At 32.6% G+C, this 20,661-nt stretch carries 22 protein-coding genes; all 22 read right to left on the reverse strand.

Annotation, left to right across the window (positions count from 1 at the left end; translation table 11 throughout):
- Nucleotide 1: 1 nt before the first annotated feature.
- The 22 genes from rffA to rfbB all read right to left on the reverse strand — a co-directional run bounded on the left by rffA (nt 2) and on the right by rfbB (nt 20,660).
- On the reverse strand, nt 2-1,132 hold the full coding sequence (rffA, locus tag KKI44_RS15915) for a dTDP-4-amino-4,6-dideoxygalactose transaminase (RefSeq protein WP_214591170.1): 1,131 nt from the start codon (nt 1,130-1,132) through the stop codon (nt 2-4).
- A gap of 128 nt (nt 1,133-1,260) precedes the next feature.
- Nucleotides 1,261-2,934: a DUF6044 family protein gene (locus KKI44_RS15920; RefSeq protein WP_317195183.1), complete on the reverse strand. Its 1,674-nt coding sequence runs from the start codon at nt 2,932-2,934 to the stop codon at nt 1,261-1,263.
- 1 nt (nt 2,935) lies between these two features.
- Nucleotides 2,936-3,637: a GNAT family N-acetyltransferase gene (locus tag KKI44_RS15925; protein WP_214588272.1), complete on the reverse strand. Its 702-nt coding sequence runs from the start codon at nt 3,635-3,637 to the stop codon at nt 2,936-2,938.
- A complete protein-coding gene (locus tag KKI44_RS15930) occupies nt 3,627-4,535 on the reverse strand; it encodes a glycosyltransferase family 2 protein (protein WP_214588273.1) in 909 nt (302 codons plus the stop codon). Before KKI44_RS15930 ends, KKI44_RS15925 begins: the two co-directional genes overlap by 11 nt.
- Nucleotides 4,532-5,308, reverse strand: a complete 777-nt coding sequence (locus KKI44_RS15935) for a class I SAM-dependent methyltransferase (protein ID WP_214588274.1) — start codon at nt 5,306-5,308, stop codon at nt 4,532-4,534. Before KKI44_RS15935 ends, KKI44_RS15930 begins: the two co-directional genes overlap by 4 nt.
- Nucleotides 5,309-5,344: 36 nt before the next feature.
- Entirely contained in the window at nt 5,345-6,262 is a 918-nt protein-coding gene (locus tag KKI44_RS15940; protein WP_214588275.1) for a glycosyltransferase family 2 protein, read from the reverse strand.
- A gap of 12 nt (nt 6,263-6,274) precedes the next feature.
- Nucleotides 6,275-6,943 carry a hypothetical protein gene (locus KKI44_RS15945; protein WP_214588276.1) on the reverse strand — a complete coding sequence of 223 codons (669 nt, stop codon included), beginning with the start codon at nt 6,941-6,943 and terminating at the stop codon, nt 6,275-6,277.
- Between the two features lie 24 nt (nt 6,944-6,967).
- Nucleotides 6,968-7,834: a glycosyltransferase gene (locus tag KKI44_RS15950; protein WP_214588277.1), complete on the reverse strand. Its 867-nt coding sequence runs from the start codon at nt 7,832-7,834 to the stop codon at nt 6,968-6,970.
- Between the two features lie 4 nt (nt 7,835-7,838).
- On the reverse strand, nt 7,839-8,654 hold the full coding sequence (locus KKI44_RS15955) for a hypothetical protein (RefSeq protein ID WP_214588278.1): 816 nt from the start codon (nt 8,652-8,654) through the stop codon (nt 7,839-7,841).
- Nucleotides 8,651-9,565, reverse strand: a complete 915-nt coding sequence (locus tag KKI44_RS15960) for a glycosyltransferase family A protein (protein WP_214588279.1) — start codon at nt 9,563-9,565, stop codon at nt 8,651-8,653. The genes KKI44_RS15955 and KKI44_RS15960 overlap by 4 nt, the downstream gene beginning before the upstream one ends.
- Nucleotides 9,565-10,386, reverse strand: a complete 822-nt coding sequence (locus tag KKI44_RS15965; protein WP_214588280.1) for a glycosyltransferase — start codon at nt 10,384-10,386, stop codon at nt 9,565-9,567. Before KKI44_RS15965 ends, KKI44_RS15960 begins: the two co-directional genes overlap by 1 nt.
- Nucleotides 10,386-11,549, reverse strand: a complete 1,164-nt coding sequence (locus KKI44_RS15970) for a glycosyltransferase (RefSeq protein ID WP_214588281.1) — start codon at nt 11,547-11,549, stop codon at nt 10,386-10,388. Before KKI44_RS15970 ends, KKI44_RS15965 begins: the two co-directional genes overlap by 1 nt.
- Complete coding sequence (locus tag KKI44_RS15975) at nt 11,546-12,139, reverse strand: acyltransferase (RefSeq protein WP_214588282.1); 594 nt, start codon at nt 12,137-12,139, stop codon at nt 11,546-11,548. The genes KKI44_RS15970 and KKI44_RS15975 overlap by 4 nt, the downstream gene beginning before the upstream one ends.
- Before the next feature lie 12 nt (nt 12,140-12,151).
- Nucleotides 12,152-13,084 (reverse strand): glycosyltransferase, encoded by a 933-nt coding sequence (locus KKI44_RS15980; RefSeq protein WP_214588283.1) that lies wholly within the window; start codon nt 13,082-13,084, stop codon nt 12,152-12,154.
- A complete protein-coding gene (locus KKI44_RS15985; RefSeq protein WP_214588284.1) occupies nt 13,075-14,001 on the reverse strand; it encodes a hypothetical protein in 927 nt (308 codons plus the stop codon). The genes KKI44_RS15980 and KKI44_RS15985 overlap by 10 nt, the downstream gene beginning before the upstream one ends.
- Before the next feature lie 2 nt (nt 14,002-14,003).
- Nucleotides 14,004-14,684: an acetyltransferase gene (locus tag KKI44_RS15990; RefSeq protein ID WP_214588285.1), complete on the reverse strand. Its 681-nt coding sequence runs from the start codon at nt 14,682-14,684 to the stop codon at nt 14,004-14,006.
- A 4-nt stretch (nt 14,685-14,688) separates the two neighbouring features.
- Complete coding sequence (locus tag KKI44_RS15995) at nt 14,689-15,393, reverse strand: WbqC family protein (RefSeq protein WP_214588286.1); 705 nt, start codon at nt 15,391-15,393, stop codon at nt 14,689-14,691.
- 1 nt (nt 15,394) lies between these two features.
- The gene (locus tag KKI44_RS16000; protein ID WP_214588287.1) at nt 15,395-16,477 is read right to left on the reverse strand and encodes a DegT/DnrJ/EryC1/StrS family aminotransferase; all 1,083 of its coding nucleotides are present in this window, start codon (nt 16,475-16,477) and stop codon (nt 15,395-15,397) included.
- Nucleotides 16,478-16,485: 8 nt separating this feature from the next.
- Entirely contained in the window at nt 16,486-17,682 is a 1,197-nt protein-coding gene (locus tag KKI44_RS16005) for a polysaccharide ABC transporter ATP-binding protein (protein ID WP_214588288.1), read from the reverse strand.
- Nucleotides 17,682-18,422 (reverse strand): ABC transporter permease, encoded by a 741-nt coding sequence (locus tag KKI44_RS16010; RefSeq protein WP_214588289.1) that lies wholly within the window; start codon nt 18,420-18,422, stop codon nt 17,682-17,684. Before KKI44_RS16010 ends, KKI44_RS16005 begins: the two co-directional genes overlap by 1 nt.
- A gap of 273 nt (nt 18,423-18,695) precedes the next feature.
- Nucleotides 18,696-19,559, reverse strand: a complete 864-nt coding sequence (rfbA, locus tag KKI44_RS16015) for a glucose-1-phosphate thymidylyltransferase RfbA (RefSeq protein ID WP_214588290.1) — start codon at nt 19,557-19,559, stop codon at nt 18,696-18,698.
- Nucleotides 19,560-19,580: 21 nt separating this feature from the next.
- Complete coding sequence (gene rfbB, locus KKI44_RS16020; RefSeq protein ID WP_214588291.1) at nt 19,581-20,660, reverse strand: dTDP-glucose 4,6-dehydratase; 1,080 nt, start codon at nt 20,658-20,660, stop codon at nt 19,581-19,583.
- Nucleotide 20,661: the final 1 nt, after the last annotated feature.

Raw genomic sequence — 20,661 nt, forward strand, 5'->3', positions numbered from 1 at the left:
TTTATTTTGGAAAATTTTGTATAACGGTTGTTATTTTATTCATTTCATTATCCGATAAATCATAGAACAGTGGAATTCTCAATAGTGTGTTCTCAAAAGTATCTGAATTCGAGAGTACTCTTCCATCATGTTTGTTTTGGTAATATTCGCTTTTATGAAGTGAAAGGTAATGGAAAACAGATAAAATCTGATTTTGCTTTAAATGCTCAATCATTTTGCTTCTACTTTCTATATTTTCAAAAAGTAAATAAAACATGTGAGCATTATTGGTAGCATATACAGGGATTTCTGGTAGTCTTATAAAATCAGACTCTTTAAGATTGTCGAAGTAATAATTCCATATTTTCAATCTTTTCTCCTGAATGACTTCTAAATTTTCCAATTGAGCCCAAAGAAATGCTGAAATTATTTCACTTGGTAAAAAAGAGGAACCTGTATCTACCCAGCCATATTTATTGATTTCTCCTCTGAAAAACTGATTTCTGTTTGTTCCCTTTTCCCAGATTATTTCTGCACGATTAATGTATTGTGTATCATTAATCGTTAACATTCCTCCTTCACCTGAAATTATATTCTTGGTTTCGTGAAAAGAAAATGCTCCGAAATGTCCTATGCTGCCTAACGCTTTTTTGGTGCCATCAGAAAACGTATAATAACTATCAATAGCTTGTGCTGCATCTTCAATTACAATTAATTGGTGACGATTTGCAATATCCATAATCTTTTCCATATCACAAGCTACTCCTGCGTAATGCACTACAACAATAGCTTTTGTTTTTGAAGTTACCAAACTCTCAATTTGATCAGCATCAATATTTGGATTGTTTTTATATGAATCTGCGAATATTATTTTTGCCCCTTGTCTCACAAATGCCAAGGCGGTAGAGACGAAAGTGTAGCTAGGAATAATAACTTCATCATCCGCTTCAACATTGGCAAGAATAGCTGCCATTTCTAGTGCGTCGGTACAAGAAGTTGTAAGAAGTACTTTACCGAATTTATATGTATCTTCAAAAAATTGATGACACTTTTGCGTGAAAATTCCGTTGCCGGAAATTTTTCCTGATTTTACAGCTTCTTCAATATATTGGGTTTCTCTTCCAGTAAGGTGAGGTTTGTTAAAAGGGATCATGTTATTCAAATATTGATTTGTTTTTAACTTTGTGTTTTGCGAATGAGTTTATAACAATTACAAATTAACGTTAAATATATAATGTTTTTTGTATTATACTCAATAATATTGCAAAGACGATAAATTTACTACTCATCGGATGTTACTTTATATATATAAACATATTGCCAGTATTTTGAATGTATTACTTTATACGGAGTGAGGTATACATTTGTTAAGGGTATTGTAGAAAAAATGTAATTGATATGTAATTCAGTAATGGCATCTTTATCAATAAGAAGTTCCTTAGGCTCTTTGGAATATTTCTGTAATACCTGTTGACCAATAACAAAATTGTCGGTAAAAACAAAATTTTGTCCCATATAAGAATCATATTTTATTCGTAATTCTGGATTTTTATTCAATATGGGTGTAATGAGCTTCCGGAATTTGTTTTTATAGGATTTTTCGTAATAAGGAAAATACCCATCTGCGGTATAAAATCCATGATACTGAGCTGCTGCAGGATCAAAGCCGTAACTTATGACCCGGTATTTTGATTTGTCTTCCGGCAGTAATTTAGAGATTTCTTTAAATTCTTCAATCATGTAGTAATCTTTAAATGAAAAGTAGTACTCTCTGAAAGAATGTCTGATATTTTGATAGGGAATATTAATCCTTAGTACTGTATAAAAATTAACAAAAAGAAAAAGTACAGCTGTAATAGTAATTGCTTTTTTGTCCATGCTACTGAGATCCTCTAAAATAAAAATCAATATTATGTACCAAAGTAGACCATTAAAAAAATAGAATCTGTAAAGCGTAAGACCAAACATGAAATCAAGCTTTAAAGCTTTTATAAGACCTGGGAACAGGTTAATATTAAAGTATGAAAAAAAGCAGTTGAATATAATTAAACAAAAAATAGCAATCGTTTTCTTTATATTCTTTAAAGGGATAAAAAATGAAGAGATACAATAGATAAAGAAAGAGGCAACAATAAACTGGTGTCTTGCCGGAGCGTGATCGCTATTTTCTGTCCAGAATCTTGTGAAAACTGTTTCTAAGCCTGTTTTCCAAATGAGTTCACCGGCTATACCAATATTTCTATTGGAAACAAAAGTGGGGTTTACAGTTTCCATAATAAAACGATAGTTGGTTATTAGGTAGCCCATTACCAATAAACATAAAAAAGCAAATGCTGATTTGTTTATTTTCTTATTTGTTACGCTGTAGTATATTGTGAAAATACCTAAAAGGAAAATGAGAAACATTCCATAAACAATAAAACTTGAATATAAAATGTAAAAAGCGGCAAATAAATAATAGAAAAAATGAATACGCTGATATCTTAATAGTTTTAGCAATATCATTATAATTATTGGAGTAGCTGCGGTGCTGATACCCCCAAATTGCCAAAAATTTAGTAAAGCAAAAGTTAAGGAAACAATTACTAAAAGAAAGGTGTTAATTTTAGGACATAAATATTTTCCTAAACTTAAAAGCGAAACGTATCCGGTAAGCGAAATTAGTAAACTGTTAACAACGAGAGCATAAAAAGGAGTGAGTATTTTATACAACAGATAAATAAAATCGAGCTCATTTCCGTAGCTGACTCTAAACTGGTTTTCGATATTTGGAAGTGGAGTGCTATTTGCTGAAAAAGACAATCCACTTTCCGAAAGAATCTTCATCCAGACCGAATTAGAATCTAAATAATCTGCAGGATATCCTAGATAGGAATTCTCGCCGAAAATAAAAAAAGGAAAATATAGGACGATAATGAATATCATCCCACTTCCAATAATCATTTTGCTTTTCATATTATTTTTTCCAAAAATGTTTTAAAATGATACGCTCCTTTACTACATACCCCATTTTTTGATAAAATCTGCATGCACCAGCATTTTGTTCCTGTGTTGGAATATCCATTTCAGTCATTGCATTTTCCTTGCAATAGATTTCCGCTTTCTTTAACAGATGTTTTCCTATGCCTTGTCCTTGTAATTCGGGGTGTATAGCTATGAGCCCTATTTTTGCAGTTGCGTTACTTTGCTGAACTGTTACAAAACCTGTTGCTCCCAAATTCTTGTCTTTTGTGAAAAAAGTTTTGATAGCAAATTTTTTATTGAGACTATTTCTTACCCATAACTGATAAAGATCTCTGAATTTTGCTTCACCAAATTTAGAATCTAATAGAAATCTGCTGTATTTTCCACTTTCGTATGCAAGCTGAAAAAAATATTCATCTTCTTGCGGCAAAAAATCTGTGTCAAAAATTTCATGTGAAGACTCTGTATTTTCTTTACATAATTTTTTTGAAAACACGATCTTTGTTTCTTTAAATGTTTCTGTAAAACCTTCAATTTTGATATCTGAATCCTTTTTTTGTTTAATAATAATCAATTCATATTGATTATCATTAAGTTCCAGATTTCTTAGATCATCATCTATGATGTGTAATTCTCCAATATTTTTAGCGAAAAAATTGCTGTCCCATTCGAGCTTGGTAAGATTATTCTTCATCGATAATATATACAGGTCTATTCTTTGTTTGGTTAAAAGTTTTTCCGAGATATACTCCTAAAATACCAAGGCACATAAAAGTAACTCCAAATAAAAACCAGATTGAAAGAATCAGTGAGCTGTAGCCAGGTTCACTTATTTCTCCTCGAAGAGTTTTTATAAATACCCATGCTCCTCCTAAAAATGATATTAGAGAAATTGTAGCTCCCAGATTCACAAACAATTTCAAAGGTTTATCAGAAAAAGAGACAATCACATTAAAAGCAAGAGATATAAGCTTGCCAAGGCTGTATGATGATTTTCCCTCATCTCTTTCCTGATGATCTACATCAACAGTGGTGGCTCTATAACCTACCCAATTGATAAAAAGTGGAAAGAATTTGATGTAATCGTTAACATTTAAAACCTGTCTGATTACTTTTTTGTGATAAATACCAAAGTTAGCTACTTCATTGTTGATTTTAATACCGGCAAGGTAATTAAAAATCTTATAAAATACCCTTGAGCTTAATTTCTTTAATTGTCCATCCTTTCTTTGTACTCTACTTGCCTGAACAATGTCATATCCTTCAAGAGCCTTTAAATAAAGTTTTTCGATCTCCTTGGGCTGATCCTGAAGATCACAGTCCATAACTACAATCCATTCACCCGTGGCTTTTGATAACCCGGCCATTATCGCAGCGTGCTGTCCAAAATTTCTGCTCAGACGGTAAATTTTTAAAGCCGGGTGAAATCCTGCTAAATTTTTCATAACCTCCCACGAATTATCTGGACTTCGGTCATCAACCAAAATAATCTCATAATCCGTGTTTAGTTTTTGCATCATGCTATTTATCTCACGCACTAGTTTTGGGAGAATTTTTTCTGCACGATACACAGGACTTACTATACTTATCACAACTCAGAATTTTTAAAGAAAGGTTTTTCACAGAAAAACAAATCTTCCTCAGGATTTAAGCCATACGATGGATATTTATCGGAAATGTTGATTCTGTTAATTTTAAAACCCACACTTTCAAGACGGGTTACATAATCCTGTCCATATATTCGGCAGTGATCAAACTGTCCGAAGAGCTCTTCTCTCTTTTTAGGATCTTCTATCGTAAAATCTTCAACCGTTTCAGCAGAATTTTTAGAAATCGGAACTTGGAGAAGCGCATGACCTCCAGGCTTTAAAACTCTGAAAATTTCTTTCATCGCTCTAATATCTTCGGGGATGTGTTCAAGAACATGGTTGCAAAGAAAAAGATCGAAATGATTGTCTCGGAAATTTAAATCTAAAACATTCATGTTTTTAACATGTGCCGGATAGCTATATCCTTCGGTAAAGAGATCACCACAAATATATTCTTTGAAGTTTTGTTTCAGTAAAACCTGCGACAGTTTTGGCTCAGGTGCAATATGAAGAATGCTGATGTTTTTATCGGATGGAAGTCTTAATTCTTCGATAAGAAAGGTGTAAAGCAATCTTTCTCTGTCACGCGAGTGGCATTTATAGCATCCCGCTGCTCTTCTTCCTCCGCCAATAACATGTTTCTTTTTAAGTATAGGAAGATCATGACCTACAGTTTCTAAATCTTTCGACTTATAACCGCAAAACGGACATTGGTAGAGTGTTCCGGCATGAGTGTTTAATTTTATTTTTCTCTGGATTTTTTCAAAAAAATTCATATTTGTATTTATATTGAGGGAATTATGTCTTCAAATTTACACATTTAGAAAAGTTAATCCAACTTCTTTTACCTTATTGCGAAGTTCAGTCAGTATTTTTTCTTCTTTCAAAATTTTATGGTACTTTTTGTGAAGTGTTTTGTATACTTTCAGGTTTCCTGTCAACATATTTTTAAGCATACTTTGCTTTAGGGCTTTTTTTTCGGCCTTCAGAGAATCCGGAATAGACGGATTCATGATGTTGGTTTCTATTCGGAGGTCTTCGTATTTTGTATAGTCTACCTTTGAAAGAGATTGTTTTCCATCATGTATTACTTTGCTTTCGGGTACCAGAAAAGTTTTCTTTTTGTGAAATAAAATACGGTTTACATATTCGAGATCTTCACCATAATGAAAAAAATAAGGGTTGAATCCTCCTATAATTTCAATAGTCTCCTTTGGTAAGAACCAATGAGCAGCATTGATGAAGCTTATTTCGTAAAAGGGCTGTAAAGTCTGAAAATAAAGATCAGAAATCAGACGTGTCTCAAAATTATGAGCAATATATTTATCAAGAAAAATATCCAGTTTATTTCCTGTTCCGTCGATATGCATCGGGCTCAGTATGCCTATTTCTTTTTTGTCGGGATGAAGATTGTAAACATTCAGGAGCTTTTCTACACTGTCGTTAAAAATCCATGCATCCTGATTCATCAGATAAAAGAAATCTGCTCCTTTTTGATAGGCTTTTTCGATTCCTATGTTATTGGCTTTTCCGAATCCTAAATTTTTTTCAGACTGAATCAATTCAACTTCGGGAAAATTGGACGTAATGTATTTTTGTGTGCCGTCTGTGGAACCATTGTCTACCACAATACAGTGAACAGGTACAGAAGACTGCCTTAAGCTGGTAAAGCTTTTTTCTGCCCATTTCATGGCATTGTAGGTAACAATAATAAAATAAATTTCAGGCATTTGTGTTCTGTTCTAAATATATTTTTCAGCTAAATTTTTTAAATAATTTTCAGCATCTATTTCTCTAAAGAAATCGTTGACCGATTCATCAAAATCAACTTTATAAAAATCTCCTTCATCCGATTCCTGATAATTTGCTTCTTTTTGAAGCTTGTTCCGGATGGCTTCTACAATTTCCTTTAAATCATAATAATACGGATAGGCAAAATTAATGGTTTGATTATTAACATTTGCACAGTTTGATTCTAAAAATTTCGTAATATCATCAATATCCAGTAATAATCTTCTGGCTTTTTGATGAAGCAAGAAATTATTTCCATGCATAATTTGTGTTTTAAGGAAATTAAATAAAGTATTAGGATTTCCGCCGTTGCCTACAATATTACCGATCCTTAAAATGATGTAATTTTTGCAATTTTCTTTTATGAAATTTTCAATTTCCAGTTTGTGCAAAACGTATGGACTTTGCTGTTTGGAAAGATCATTCACACTTAAAGTGGAAAAATAAAAAAGTTTATTTTCCTCATGTTGTATAATGCTGTTTTTTAGAAGAGAAAATTCTCTTTCAAATTCCGAACTTCTTGTTTCGAGAGAGTTTGAAACTCCGGAAGCAAAGTAAATATGTTCTTTGGAATCGATATTTTTTAGTGAGTTGGCAATGAGTCCGTTTCCTATAATCATGCAGATAAGCCTTTTTAATAAATTTTAATTCTTTGTGTGTTTGTTGATATTTCCGGAATATCTTATGTATTGATAATATTTTTTTAAGATTTCCAAATGATCTCTAAAATTAAGTTTTTTAGGATAAAATTGTAATGTAAATAAAATATTTTTTCGAATAACCGGATAAAATCTGAAATAATTATACAAAAAACCCTGAAATACTTCTTTTTCTACATCAGGATCTATTCTGTGTTTAAAATCTGATCCTAATTTTTTTTTAACTTTTATATTGGCATCCAGCCATTTTTTATCAAGATTTCCGGCGGAAAAATGCTTTATTAAAATATCATTTATGATATAATTCTGGAATTTTCGGGAAACTCTTAAACTGAAATCCAAATCATAACCATGAAATCCTTTCAAATTTTCATCAAATCTGAATTCATTATAATTTTTTTTCCTGATTGCCATAAACACACCATCTACAGCAAAAACTTTAGTCCTGTTTTTTTCTGTTGAATTGATGTGAAAAAACTCTGTATTTTCTTTATTTCCCTGTAAAATATATACAGAATTGTATTTTTCAGCAACCGTCCAGCTTGACGGGGCATAAGGAACATATGACGAACCTGCAACTCCTGCAATTCCTGTACTTTCTTTTTGTAAATGATTCAGTAATCTTTGACCCCAATTTCTCGTGTAAAAGATGATGTCTTCGTGCAGAAAAAGAAGATTTTCATATCTGGCTTTTCCTGCTCCTGAATTGTACGCTTCTGTAATGCTAATCAGATTCGGGTTCCACATCTGAATAATTTCATACTGAAAATCTTCTCCGATCGTCTCCCTGATATTTTCAACCAGTTGATCGAAGTAGTGTTTTTGGTATGATGAGATAATGATGGAGAGCATAGAATTATTTTAGCAAGTGATCATATTCATCTGAAGCATGGTTCCCTTTTTCATCTAGTTTCCATGAAGAAGACTGGTTGGCAGTTTTTATATAGAATATATTTTCTTCTGTGAGATCATTGGGATTGAGATACCATCCTCCATGTTTACAGGTGAAATCTCCCGCCATTCTAATGGCCGTCATAAACTTAAATAAATTAAAAATCGTTTTAGGATATTTAGGTTTATATAATGCAAAAGTAGTATCTATAAAAGCAAAATAAATATTTTTTTCAAGTTCGTCCTGCCAGAAACGTTTTTCCCAAGTTCGAACTTTTTCTTTTAAAGGATAATAATCGGGAATATCTTTGGTGTCAATTGCAAAACCTATTTTGTTTACTTTTTTATAATATTTAAATAGACAGTTGAGCATAACAGTCTCAAAATCTTTCGGGAGATTTTTATTTGGAACGATATCGGAGTCCGTAAGAAAATAAAATCCTTTTCCGTATTTCTTCTGAAGGTCTCTGTTTTTAAAGAATACATCATGTCCAAAATTAGTATTCAGTTTTTCAACGGTTACGGCGTTCTGAATTTCTGAATAATAATCTAAGAGCGGTTGGTAAGTAGACGCATTATCAATAATGATGATGTTTTTAAATTCTCTTCTGATCAGGAAATCAACAAGTTGCTTCAGATAAAAAAGCTGATTAAAATTGATGATGATAACCGGAATACTTTTATGATCCTGCATCTGGTGACGAACAGTACCATCAAATTTCATTAAAAATTTGAGATAAAGCGTATCTAAATGCAACATGAGTCTACGTTTTGTAATCATCCTTTTGAGTGTTTTATTTTGTTTTTGATTGACCAAACAGTTTTAGTCATATCGAAATATCTTTTCGGATAGCCTCTTTTCATAAGAATTTTAAAAAGTCTTAGATGAGGTCTTAGGAAGTTTTTCTCACAGAAACGAAGATGATCATTCAGCATTCTTATAAGGAAGCTCTTGTCAAAGTTTTCTGAATATTTATTCAGCACTGTTTCCCGCATCATGTGATAACCAAGATCTTTTTTTGCCTGTAAGGATAAATCGCCAGATATGCTGGAAGTGGACATTCTTACAGTAACTTTAGCATTTGCAATATAAAAAACTTTATTCAATCCCGAAAAAGTCAGAATGGCATAATCATCAGCTCCCCATGCAAAAGGGATTTTTAGAAACCTGTGCTTTTTATAAGCCGAGAGTGTAAAAATATTCTCAGATAAGCTGCTAGGCATTTGCCCTTTATATTTTCTTTTAAATAATTCTGGTGAAGCTATTATTCTTTCTTCAGTTGTTATGGAATGTAAAATAGCTTTGTTTTCATCTACAATATTATGGGAAAATTTAATAGCGGAGATATTTTCATATTGTATCTGAGGCAGATTTTTATAAAACTCTTCCACAAAGTTTTCTGAAATAATGTCGTCATCACCTAATATCTGGAACCAGTCTTCTTTAACATTTTCCAGAATTCTTTCCCATTGCAATGCCAGGTTTTTCCCTCCTAAATTATCATTGTAATCAAAATAAAAATAAGAGAAATCACTCAAATATTTTTCAATGAGTGGTAAGGGGTCATCTGGACTTGCATCGTTCCCAATATACAATACAAAATCTCTGTTGCTTTGTGCTGCAACAGATTGTAAGGTTTCTTCAAAAAAATCTATTTTGTAGTAAGGGATAACAATGGCAAGGCGACTCATTATTGTGTAATAGTAAATTTAAGAAGTGGCAAATATTTTCTGCGACCAATTTTAAATATGGGAAAAAACTTTAAAATTTGAATAAGAGTTAAAAGATTTTTAGGATGATATTTGAAATAATCACGAACAAATCTTTCATACATCTGATATTCAAGATCTTTATTTATTGTAATATTAAAATTACTGCCAAGTTTATTTCTTGTATAGATATTGCTTTCCAACCATTTATGATCAGGATTTCCTTGAGAAAAATGTTCAATAAGGATCTCTGAAGTAACATAATTTTGATACTGTGAAGAAATACGCAGGCTTAGTTCTGTATCATATCCGTGGTATCCTTTTAGATTTTCATCAAATTTAAATTTGTTGAAAATAGATTTTTTTATACCTAAAAAAACACCATCTACTGCAATTACTTTTTCTTTTTTAGTTTCGAAGGTCTTTTCTATTATTTTACTTCCTCCTTTTTTATGTTGAATTATAGAAATTTTTGCATTATTCATTGTAGTAAACCAACCATAAGGAGCTGCCGGGACGTATGTACCGCCTGCTATTCCTATTATCCCTGTTTTTGCTTCAGATAAGCTTAATATAAGAGGTGTTCCCCAATTCATTGTCGATATCAATATATCTTCATGTATAAATAGCAGATTGTCATATTTTGCTTTCTCGGCACCTTTGTTGTAAGCTTCACAAATACCCATTAGAGCAGGGTTTTCTATTTTGATTACTTCAAATTCCACACCGCAGGTTTCCGCAATGTTTTTTTCGAGTGCAGCGAAATATTGGGGCTGGTAGGATGAGATGATGATGGAAAGCATTATATATTGTCAATTACGTTATAGATAGTTATCATAGAATTTTCCTTTGAAAATTGATGAACATTGTCTTTAATTTTTAATAACGATTTTTCACGAAATATTTTATCATTGTGAGTTTTTATTATTATATCTGCAAATTGATCAATATCTAAATAATCTGCAAGCAAGTTAGTGCCATTCAAAAATTCTTCTACACCACCAGAGTCTTTAAAACCAACAATTGGCTTGTTAAACTCTGCAGCTAAATGCATTACTAATGGAAAAGGATCTTCTCTTGAAGGGAGTAAAAAACAGTCGAAAATGTTAACGTAATCATTCGGATTTTTAGTGTTTTCAACAAAAATAACTTCTTCCTCAACATCTAATTTTTGTGTATCTATTTTTGCAAATCTCACAAAAGGATTTGAATCATTTCCACCGATATTAAAAATCTTAAATTTAAGATTTGGAGTTTTTTGTTTTATTTTTTTTGCTAACAAAGGTACTAGTTCGCTGCCTTTTCTTAATTCTTGAGTGCTTAAGGTTCCTAAGATAAATGTATCATCTGAAATATTGTACTGCTGTCTTAGTTCAGATGCTTTTGTCTTTATCTCATTGTCTTTTGATATGAAAGAATATGCAACTGAAATTTTGCCGGCAGAGATTTTATACCTTTGAGTAAGAAAATCCTTTACAGATTGAGAGCCTGCTAATATAGAGTCTAACGAAGATATTTTGCGAGACAGATCATGGGCGTCGTAGAAACTTTCTAATGCAAACTGAAGTTCGTGAGTGTACAATATTGTTTTTAGCCCTTTTGCTTTAAATTTTTCTAAAATACTTAATGTAGCGACAGTCATCCCAAAAACGCAGTGATAGTTTTTTGCGGATAATTTCTCGACGGCAGTATTATACAAATCTTCCTGACTCAGTAAGTCATTTTTTAAAACAATGAAACGTCTTAGTATTCTTGTCACAATATTAGGGCGAGGCTGAAAATGTTTTATATTTACAGCAGCTGGTACAAGATCTGTGAAATCTTTTGCCATTGTTCCATTTAGCAGAATAAGTAAATCTACTTCATACTTCTGTGCATTCTGAATCTCTTTTAGCAATTCTAAAAGTAGGATTGGTGCGCCAGATCTTGTGGCTTCATGCAGTACAAAGAGTATTTTTTTTCTCATACTAAAGTCTCTAATATATGATTTTGATTATTTTTAACAATAGTATTATCAGGAATAGATTTGTGAATAATACAGTTCGCACCTACAATACAATTATCACCAATCGTAACGCCTTTAAGCACAATAACATTGCTTCCTAGCCAGCAGTTTTTGCCAATAATAATGGGCGCAGTAGAAAATTGATCTTTAGAGACACTAATGTTGGTGTTTTTAATGATTAAGTGATTGTGGTCATACAGTTTCACGCCTTCTCCAAAAAGGGTATCATCACCTATTTCTATATTTTCTAAACAATTAACCGAACAGAAATTATTAAAAAAAACTCTCTTACCTATTGTGAGTTTTGCATTTGGATAAACCAAAATATTACAATAGTCTCGTAAAGAAAATCCTTCACCGATGGAAATATCCCCATATAAGACTCCTTTTCCCTTAAATATATTTGTTTCTTTCTTTTTGAAAGATTCGTGAATATTAATATTAGGATTCGAGGTAAATTGCCACCATTTTTTTTTCTCCTCAAATTCTTCAAGATCTGCTATGAAATTGAAGATTTTTTTGTAAATAAAATTTTTTATTTTTCGAAACATCGAAGTAATTTTTTAATTCTTTATCTTTAGTTTCTTTAAGATTTTAATTTTCAGTATTTTTAATAAATAATTTAAGCTGATATTTTTTTCTAAAAAGGTATGGTCTTTTATATTAAGCTCCAATTTCTTTTGATCTTCAAAAGGTTTTGAAAGGATGGCTTTAAAATTATCATATTGTTTTTTTAAATTTTCAAAAACAGGTATGTTGCTTTCAAAATGGCTCATTAAAAGCGTCATGCAAAACATGGCATTTACAGTCTGCTCTATATTGCTTTTTGTGCTCCAAACACCGCTTCCCACTCTGTACACGGCCATTTCTTCAGGAAAATATTTAATCAATCCAAAAGAAGCATTAATCATGTGAAGCGGATAGTCTCCTATTGGAGAATATTTGAACCACGAAGGTAAAATCTTATCATTATTTCTAAATACAACAGAAGGAGCGTCAATAAAATTTCCTGTAGATAAATCTTCAATTGTAAAGGTTTTTTCGATTGAACCTGAATTAAAATTTTTGTGCTTCGTCTCCCCTCCTGAAATATCAATATATTTTACATTATGAAAACATATATTATATTCTTTGTTTTGCTCTAAAAAATCAACTTGTTTCTGAAGTTTAAGAGGATCTGTCCAGTAATCATCACCATCACATAAAGTAATATATTCACCATCACACATTTCCAACGTGGACATGAAATTTTCTTTACCCGGAATTCCGGTGCCTCTTTTATCCCTCAAATTCAGACGAATCATATCCGGAAATCTGGAAGCATATTCTTTTACAATTTCCCTTGTTCCGTCTGTTGATACATCGTCGCCAATTACAATTTCAAAATCAAAGTCAGTTTTCTGCATGAGAATTCCATCAATACATTTTGAAATATAATTGATGTGATTGTATGTTATTACATGACAGCTAACTTTTTTTCTTTTAGTTATTCCCATACAGCGAAGCCAATTCCGGTCTTTCCAAAACCGTTACCATTGTAAAATAAAATTTTTTTATTATTGGCTACAATTACCGAAGGATATGTCTGCATCGTAGAATCCCAGCCTGAATCCGAAAATTCAATACCGCTTTGAGCATCATTTCGATTCCAGTTTATCCCATCTTCAGATTCTGCATAGCCAATTCTGTAACTTTCTTTACCATCTCTATAATCAAAAGAACCTCTGTAAGTAAACCACATTTTATATTTTCCGTCTTCTATAATCACGGCAGGTCTTGCTGTACACTGATATTTTTCGGCAGGAGGGATACAGGTAATATTGGGACGAACCCAATTGATACCATCTGTAGAATGAGCATATTTAATTTCATATAATGGCTCAGGTTTTCCGTCACTTATTACGAAACCTGTACTGGAAGCATACCACATGATCCATTGGTCATTATGCTTAATAACACATGGAGAAGCTGTAAAAAACGGCTCATCTCTGTTACGTTCTACAATTGCTCCGGGAAATGCTTTTTCAAATGTTTCCCCATTATCATGACTGATTGCTAATCCTATCGCATTTCTGTAAGGAACCAAAACACTTGCATTCCATCCTACATAATAAAGATAAATACAGGTTTCTGATAACCGCACAACAGAACATGGCATAATTCCGCCATCATCAAATGTTCCTAATTCTCCGGGTTCTAAAACAGGTTTATCATGAATATATAATACTTCTTCAGGGTTTTTTGCGGAAACATCAATATAGGTAGGAATGCTTCTTCCTTCTGAGTTTCTTGGAGCATAATAAATTCTTACAACATCTTCATTCAGTAATAATGCTGTAGGTACACATGCATGGGAAACCATCCAGTCGTTGTAATGATCAATATGGTGTATTCTTCCTTTTTTTTGCCACATATTTACCCTTTTGTTTTATGAGAAATACTATCTATATCAATACTCTTATCGTCTCTCATGGTAGATTTTGCACCCAGCCAAATGCTGAATTCAGGTGTGTCTTTTGTAATGATAGCACCCATACCAATTAAAGATGCTTTACCAATATTGGTTTCGTCACGAACTGTGGCATTGACTCCGAAAAATGAATTTTCACCAATTTCACAACATCCTGAAATAACTACATGAGAAGTGATAAATACATGGTCATGAATATTAGTATGGTGACCGATATGGTTTCCGCTCCATAAAACACAATTGTCTCCAATTGTTACAAAAGGCTGAATGGTATTATCTTCAAAAATAAAACAGTTTTCACCTACCGTAAGATCCGGCCATGTGCTTGCTTTGCTGGAAACATAGCTTACACATTTATACCCTTTTGCTTTTGCCTCTTCAAATTTTCTTTTTCTGAGAAAGCTCATTTGCTTAAAACTAATAGGTAAGAACATTTTATATTCAGAAGGCGGATAATGCTTTTCAATCTCTTCAAACGATACAACGGGAAGACCTCTGAACTCATTTTCAGTAATATAATCGCTGTCTAAAGTGAAAGCTACCACTTCATGCGGGGAGTCATGCGTAAAATAAAAATGTGCTAAACTGGCTAACTGACTGGTTCCAAAAATTACAATTTTTTCCATAATGTTATTTTAATTCATATTTATTCAAAATATTTTTTATATCATCAATACTATTGAACATTAGTACGTCAATGATTGATAAGTGGGGAACAAAAATATTTTTAAACTGTTTATATTCCAAAGGTAATGATTTAATAAAATGTAAGGCTACTCCTTTCTGGGAAAAGTCTTCTTGTTTATAGAGTTCCTGCCCTCCAATGGCGTTAATATAATCTGTTGCGTCTTCCTGTTTGCAAATATCTAACAATCTTTCCTGTCTTTCTAAATTTTGATTTTGGTAAGATTGAGAAGAAATGATAAACTGAGTTGTAAATCCTAAATATCGGGAAACTGAAAGGATACTGTCTATTGCCAGATCGCTTATAGATCTATTTTTTTTATTAAAGACTTCTGCTACCAATTCATAAACAACACTAAAAAATGGTGCGTTTTTGTAGTTTTGAGAAAGTGTTAATAGAAATTTTGTTTTCCAGTTTTCATATAACTTTACATTTATTTCAGTATCCTTTATTAAGGTAAATGACGTTGCCTTAGACAAAGGAACTGTAAATAAAAAACTTTTCCCTGATAATAAAATATTATTTCTGTTAATCCAGCCTTGTTTGATAAAATTTACATCATCATAAAAAATGAATTTATCAACTGCATTAATCATTTGGAAATATCCTATATAAGGAAAAATGTAGGGTTGCATTACAGCAATTTTCATATTAATTATTTTGGAATCGAAGTATGATTCTTACAATATATTCTATTTCCTCAGGAGTTAGATCATAATAAAAAGGAAGACATAATACTCTTTTGGAAATATCTTCTGTTACAGGCAATTCTAATTTTGGCAAATAAGGCAATGCTGAAGCAAGGCTTGGATAAAAATATCTTCTTGTATATATTTGTTGCCTTTCCAATTCCGCCTTAAGCTGTAAAAGAACTTCTTCACTTTCTAAAATAATAGGATAATAAGCATAATTTTCCTTAGACTGAGAATGCCAAATTGGTTTTTTATATTTGAAAGTGGATAGTTTTTTGTCATACAATTCTGACAAAGTTTTTCTCTTATCATGAATATTATTTATGTATTTCAAATTTGCAAGTCCCATCGCCGCGTGAAACTCCGAATTTTTACCATTGATCCCTACATCTGAGAAAGAGTCGAAACTTGCAATTCCAAAATTTCTTATGGTTGCCAGTTTCTTTAATACATCAGGTTTTTTTGCTATAAGTAATCCACCTTCTATAGAGTGGTAAAGTTTAGTAGCATGTAATGAACAGGTAGAAATGTCTCCAAATTCAAAAATAGATTTTCCGTTTACCTCAACACCAAATGCATGTGCCGCATCATAGATAACTTTCAGGTTGTGCTTTTTAGCAATTTGATCTATTGCTTCAACGTCACATGGATTACCGTAAACATGAGTTGCAAGAATAGCTGTAGTTTTTTCTGTAATTGCTGTTTCTATTTTTGTTGGATCTATGCAGAGACTTTTAGAATCTATATCCACAAAAACAGGCGTACATCCTTCCCAGACAATAGAACTTGTTGTTGCTACAAAAGAAAAAGGCGTTGTAATAATTTCACCTTTTAGATCCAAAGCTTTTATAGCCATTTGTATGGCAACAGTACCATTTGTTACAAATAGCAGATGGTTAACTTTTAGATGGTCTTTCAGTTCCAATTCCAATTGACTTGCCAATGGCCCCATATTGGTGAGCCAGTTTCTTTTCCAGATGCCAGCTAGATATTTCTGATATTCTTCCTGAGGAGGTAAGAAAGGTTGGGTTACGGGAATCATAATAAATTTTAATGTAAAGTTATGATATTTTCGCTTTCTAATTCAAAGGGAATCCATTGTTCCTTTTCGCCACCAACAGTAAACTCAATGATATTGTTAATACGGATATAAGGGGATTCTGTTGAGGGATCATAGAGTCCTAAATCTAATATATATTTTCCTAATGTAAAAAGAGGATTTTTCACAGTAATTTTATAAGTTATCTTTGATCCTTCTTTTATGTTTTCTCTATATTCTTTTACAGATATACCAGCAATTGGTTTTTGTTCTTTATCTTTAAACTCAAGATATAATATAGGTAATCTTTCAATAGCAGCATTAACCTCAAATTCGAATGTTAAATTGAAATCCTTATGACGATGAATTTTATTATTCAAAAGGTCTGTTTGAACCGAAATTAATTCGAAAGTTTTGGTATCGTATACTTTATTTTGATGGTTATTTGAAAATTTATTGTAATAAAGCTGTATCCCTTTTCCGATTTCTTTTCCGCAGTATTCAACTTTTCCATGATCCATTAAGATTACTTCATTGCAGATCCTTGATATCATTGGCATACTATGAGAAACAAAAATAACAGCAGTACGAGGGAGTAACTCATCTATTTTGCTAAAACATTTCAGAATAAAACCCAGATCTCCTACAGCTAATACCTCATCAATGATCAGGATATCAGGTTCAAGATGAGCGGCAACCGAGAAGCCCAAGCGAACCTTCATTCCCGAAGAGTAGTTTTGTACAGGGGTATCTATAAATTCGCCAATTTCAGAAAAGTTTATGATTGAATTCATTTTTTCTTCAACCTCTTTTTTTGTAAACCCCAATATAGAAGCATTATTGTAAATGTTCTCTCTTCCTGTAAGTATAGGATTGAAGCCTGCACCTAGTTCTATTAAAGCGCCTATTTTTCCTCGCATTACAATCTTGCCTTTATCAGGATTGTAAAGCCCGTTTAAAACTTTCAGAAGTGTAGATTTTCCGGCTCCGTTATGTCCTATCAGTCCAATGCATTCTCCTCTTTTCAGCTCAAAACTTACATCATGTACAGCCCAGAACTCTTGAGGACGCAAATCTTTGTTCACGCGTAGCCCTAAAGTACTTCGAATGATATCTAAAGCTCCATATTTAAGAGAACTTTTAAGATTTTTGCTGAATTTCTTCGATACATTCTGTACGGAAACCAATATTTCGTTATCCTTTTCCATTATCCTGCGATTTTTTCAATAACGATTGGCATTGATTTTCTGAAAATGACCAGTCCAATTAGTAAAAAAAATATACTTAAAACCGTTAAGCCAATTGTAAATGTTAAAGACTGAGTTTCTGTTCCTGTCAATGTATTTCTGGTATCATTAATAATATAAGTTAAAGGATTTAGCTTAAATAAAAATTTAAAAAATCCTACCGAAGGAGCAGCATATACAACAGGAGTTACATACATCAGGAAAGGAATTCCTGTTGTTAAAACTTTACTTATGTCGGTGTAAATTAACCCTAAAGGAGTTATTAGAAGACCAATGGTAAATGCGAAAATTATTAATGAAAAAATGTAAAAAGGAAAAAGTAGTAAATTCCAGGATGGTGTTATCTGATAAATAATCAGAATAAGAATTACCGGGATCATTTTTATTGCCAAATTGAACAAGGTAGTATATAGTCCCTTCATTAAAAGAGACTCCTTAGGAAAATTGATTTTTGAAATAATTGATTTTCCTGCATTGACAGAATTTATAGGACTTTGAATGGTTTCAGCAAAGATGTTCCAGGTAGTGGTTCCCAAAATCACAAAAACTGGGTAGGGTATTCCAGCCGGAGTATTTACATTTACAACGCCGGAACCATTCAAAAATAACCAAACCAAGGAATTAATAAGTACGGGAGCCAATATCCAAAAGAAACCTAGCAATGACTGTCTGTATTGAGCCTGTATGTCTCTTTTGGTCATTTGAAAGGCTAAAAAATTAGATGATCGAATGTCTTTATAAATAGAGACAAGCTCTTTAAAAAAATGTGTTTCTTTATCAGATGTGTATACTACGGTTTTCAAAGTAGATTTTTTTCAAATTTATAACAATTAATTGATTTTCAATTTGTATGCGTTGTAAATTATTACTTGCATAAAATGAAAAAGTATAACTAATATATTAATATTTACTATTATGAACAAAAAACTATCAGCCGTAAAGCCAATAGTTTTAAAATGTATTAATTTAGTCGATTATTTATTGACTAATTTTTTTAGGTATTCGCCATAACCGCTTTTTCCGTATTTGGTTGCGGTTTCCAGTAATTTTTCTTCGTCGATGAATTTATTTCTGAAAGCAATTTCTTCAATGCAGCCAATTTTAAAGCCCTGTCTCTTTTCAATTACTCTTACAAACTCAGAAGCATCGTTTAAAGAATCAAATGTTCCTGTGTCCAGCCACGCTGTACCTCTGTCGAGAACACCTACTTCCAGTTTTCCTTTTTGAAGATATACATTGTTTACATCAGTAATTTCCAGTTCTCCTCTCGCGGAAGGCTGAATGTTTTTAGCAATTTCAACCACTTCGTTATCGTAAAAGTATAATCCGGGAACGGCGTAATTTGATTTTGGTTTTAAAGGTTTTTCTTCAATTGAAACGGCTTTAAGGTTATCGTCAAATTCTACAACGCCATATCTTTCAGGGTCTGAAACGTGATACGCGAAAACGACACCTCCATCCGGATTGGTCTTGTTTTTAAGCAAAGTTCCCATTTCTGAGCCGTAAAAAATATTGTCCCCTAAAACCAACGCAGCGGCGTCATTTCCTATAAACCGATCTCCCAAAATAAAAGCCTGCGCAAGACCATCCGGACTTGGCTGAACCACATATTCTATATTGCATCCGATCTGAGATCCGTCTCCCAATAATTTAACAAATCCTTCCTGATCGTGAGGCGTTGTAATAATTAAAATATCTTTAATTCCTGCTAATAGCAATGTAGAAAGAGGATAATAAATCATCGGTTTGTCGTAAACAGGCATTAACTGCTTGCTGACAGCGATGGTAAGAGGGTAAAGTCTGGTTCCGGAACCTCCGGCTAAAATGATACCTTTCATCTTTTAATCTGTGTTTAATTTTTAATGATACTGTTTTTCGTAATATTTCTGATAATCTCCACTCGTTACGTGTTCCAGCCATTCTTTATTCTCAAGATACCAGTCAATGGTTTTTGCCAAGCCTTCTTCAAATGTTACCGATGGCTTCCAGCCAAGATCTTTATTCAGTTTTGTTGCGTCAATAGCATATCTTTTATCGTGTCCCGGTCTGTCTTTTACAAAAGTAATTAATTTTTCAGAGTAGCCTTCTTCTCTGCCTAATTTAGCATCCATTTGCTTGATTAATTCTCTTACCAAATCAATATTCTGCCATTCGTTGAAACCTCCGATGTTGTATGTTTCTCCTGTTTTGGCTTCATTGAAAATCTGGTGGATTCCTTTAGCGTGATCGATGACAAAAAGCCAGTCTCTTGTATATTTCCCGTCACCGTAAATAGGCAAAGGTTTTTCATTGATGATATTTGAAATACATAGAGGAATCAGTTTTTCCGGAAAATGATTCGGGCCGTAATTATTTGAACAGTTCGAAATAATAAACGGCATTCCGTATGTATTTCCGTAAGCTCTCACCAAATGGTCTGAAGCTGCTTTTGAAGCCGAATACGGAGACTGTGGATCATATGCTGTAGTTTCTAAGAAAAAACCTGTTTCGCCTAAACTTCCATATACTTCGTCTGTAGAAACATGGTAGAAAAGATTCGTTCTCTTCTCATCCGGGAATCTTCCATGCGTATGGTCCGGATTTAACGTCCAGAATTCCTTACAAAGATTCAGAAGATTGGCAGTTCCGTTCACGTTGGTATTAATGAATGCCATCGGATCTGTAATGCTTCGGTCTACGTGACTTTCCGCAGCTAAATGCACTACTGCATCCGGATTGTATTTTTCGAAAACTTTTCTTAATTCTTCAGGTTTTGTAATATCGGCTTTTTCGAAAACATAATTGGGTTCGTTTTCGATGTCTTTCAGGTTTTCAAGATTTCCTGCATACGTAAGTGCATCAAGGTTGATGATCGTTGTTTCAGGATTGTTTTTTACAAACTCTCTTACCACGTGCGAACCGATAAAGCCAGCTCCTCCCGTAATGATTATATTTTTCATT

The sequence above is a fragment of the Chryseobacterium sp. ZHDP1 genome (genome assembly GCF_018603435.1).
GTDB classification, from domain to species: Bacteria; Bacteroidota; Bacteroidia; order Flavobacteriales; family Weeksellaceae; genus Chryseobacterium; species Chryseobacterium indicum.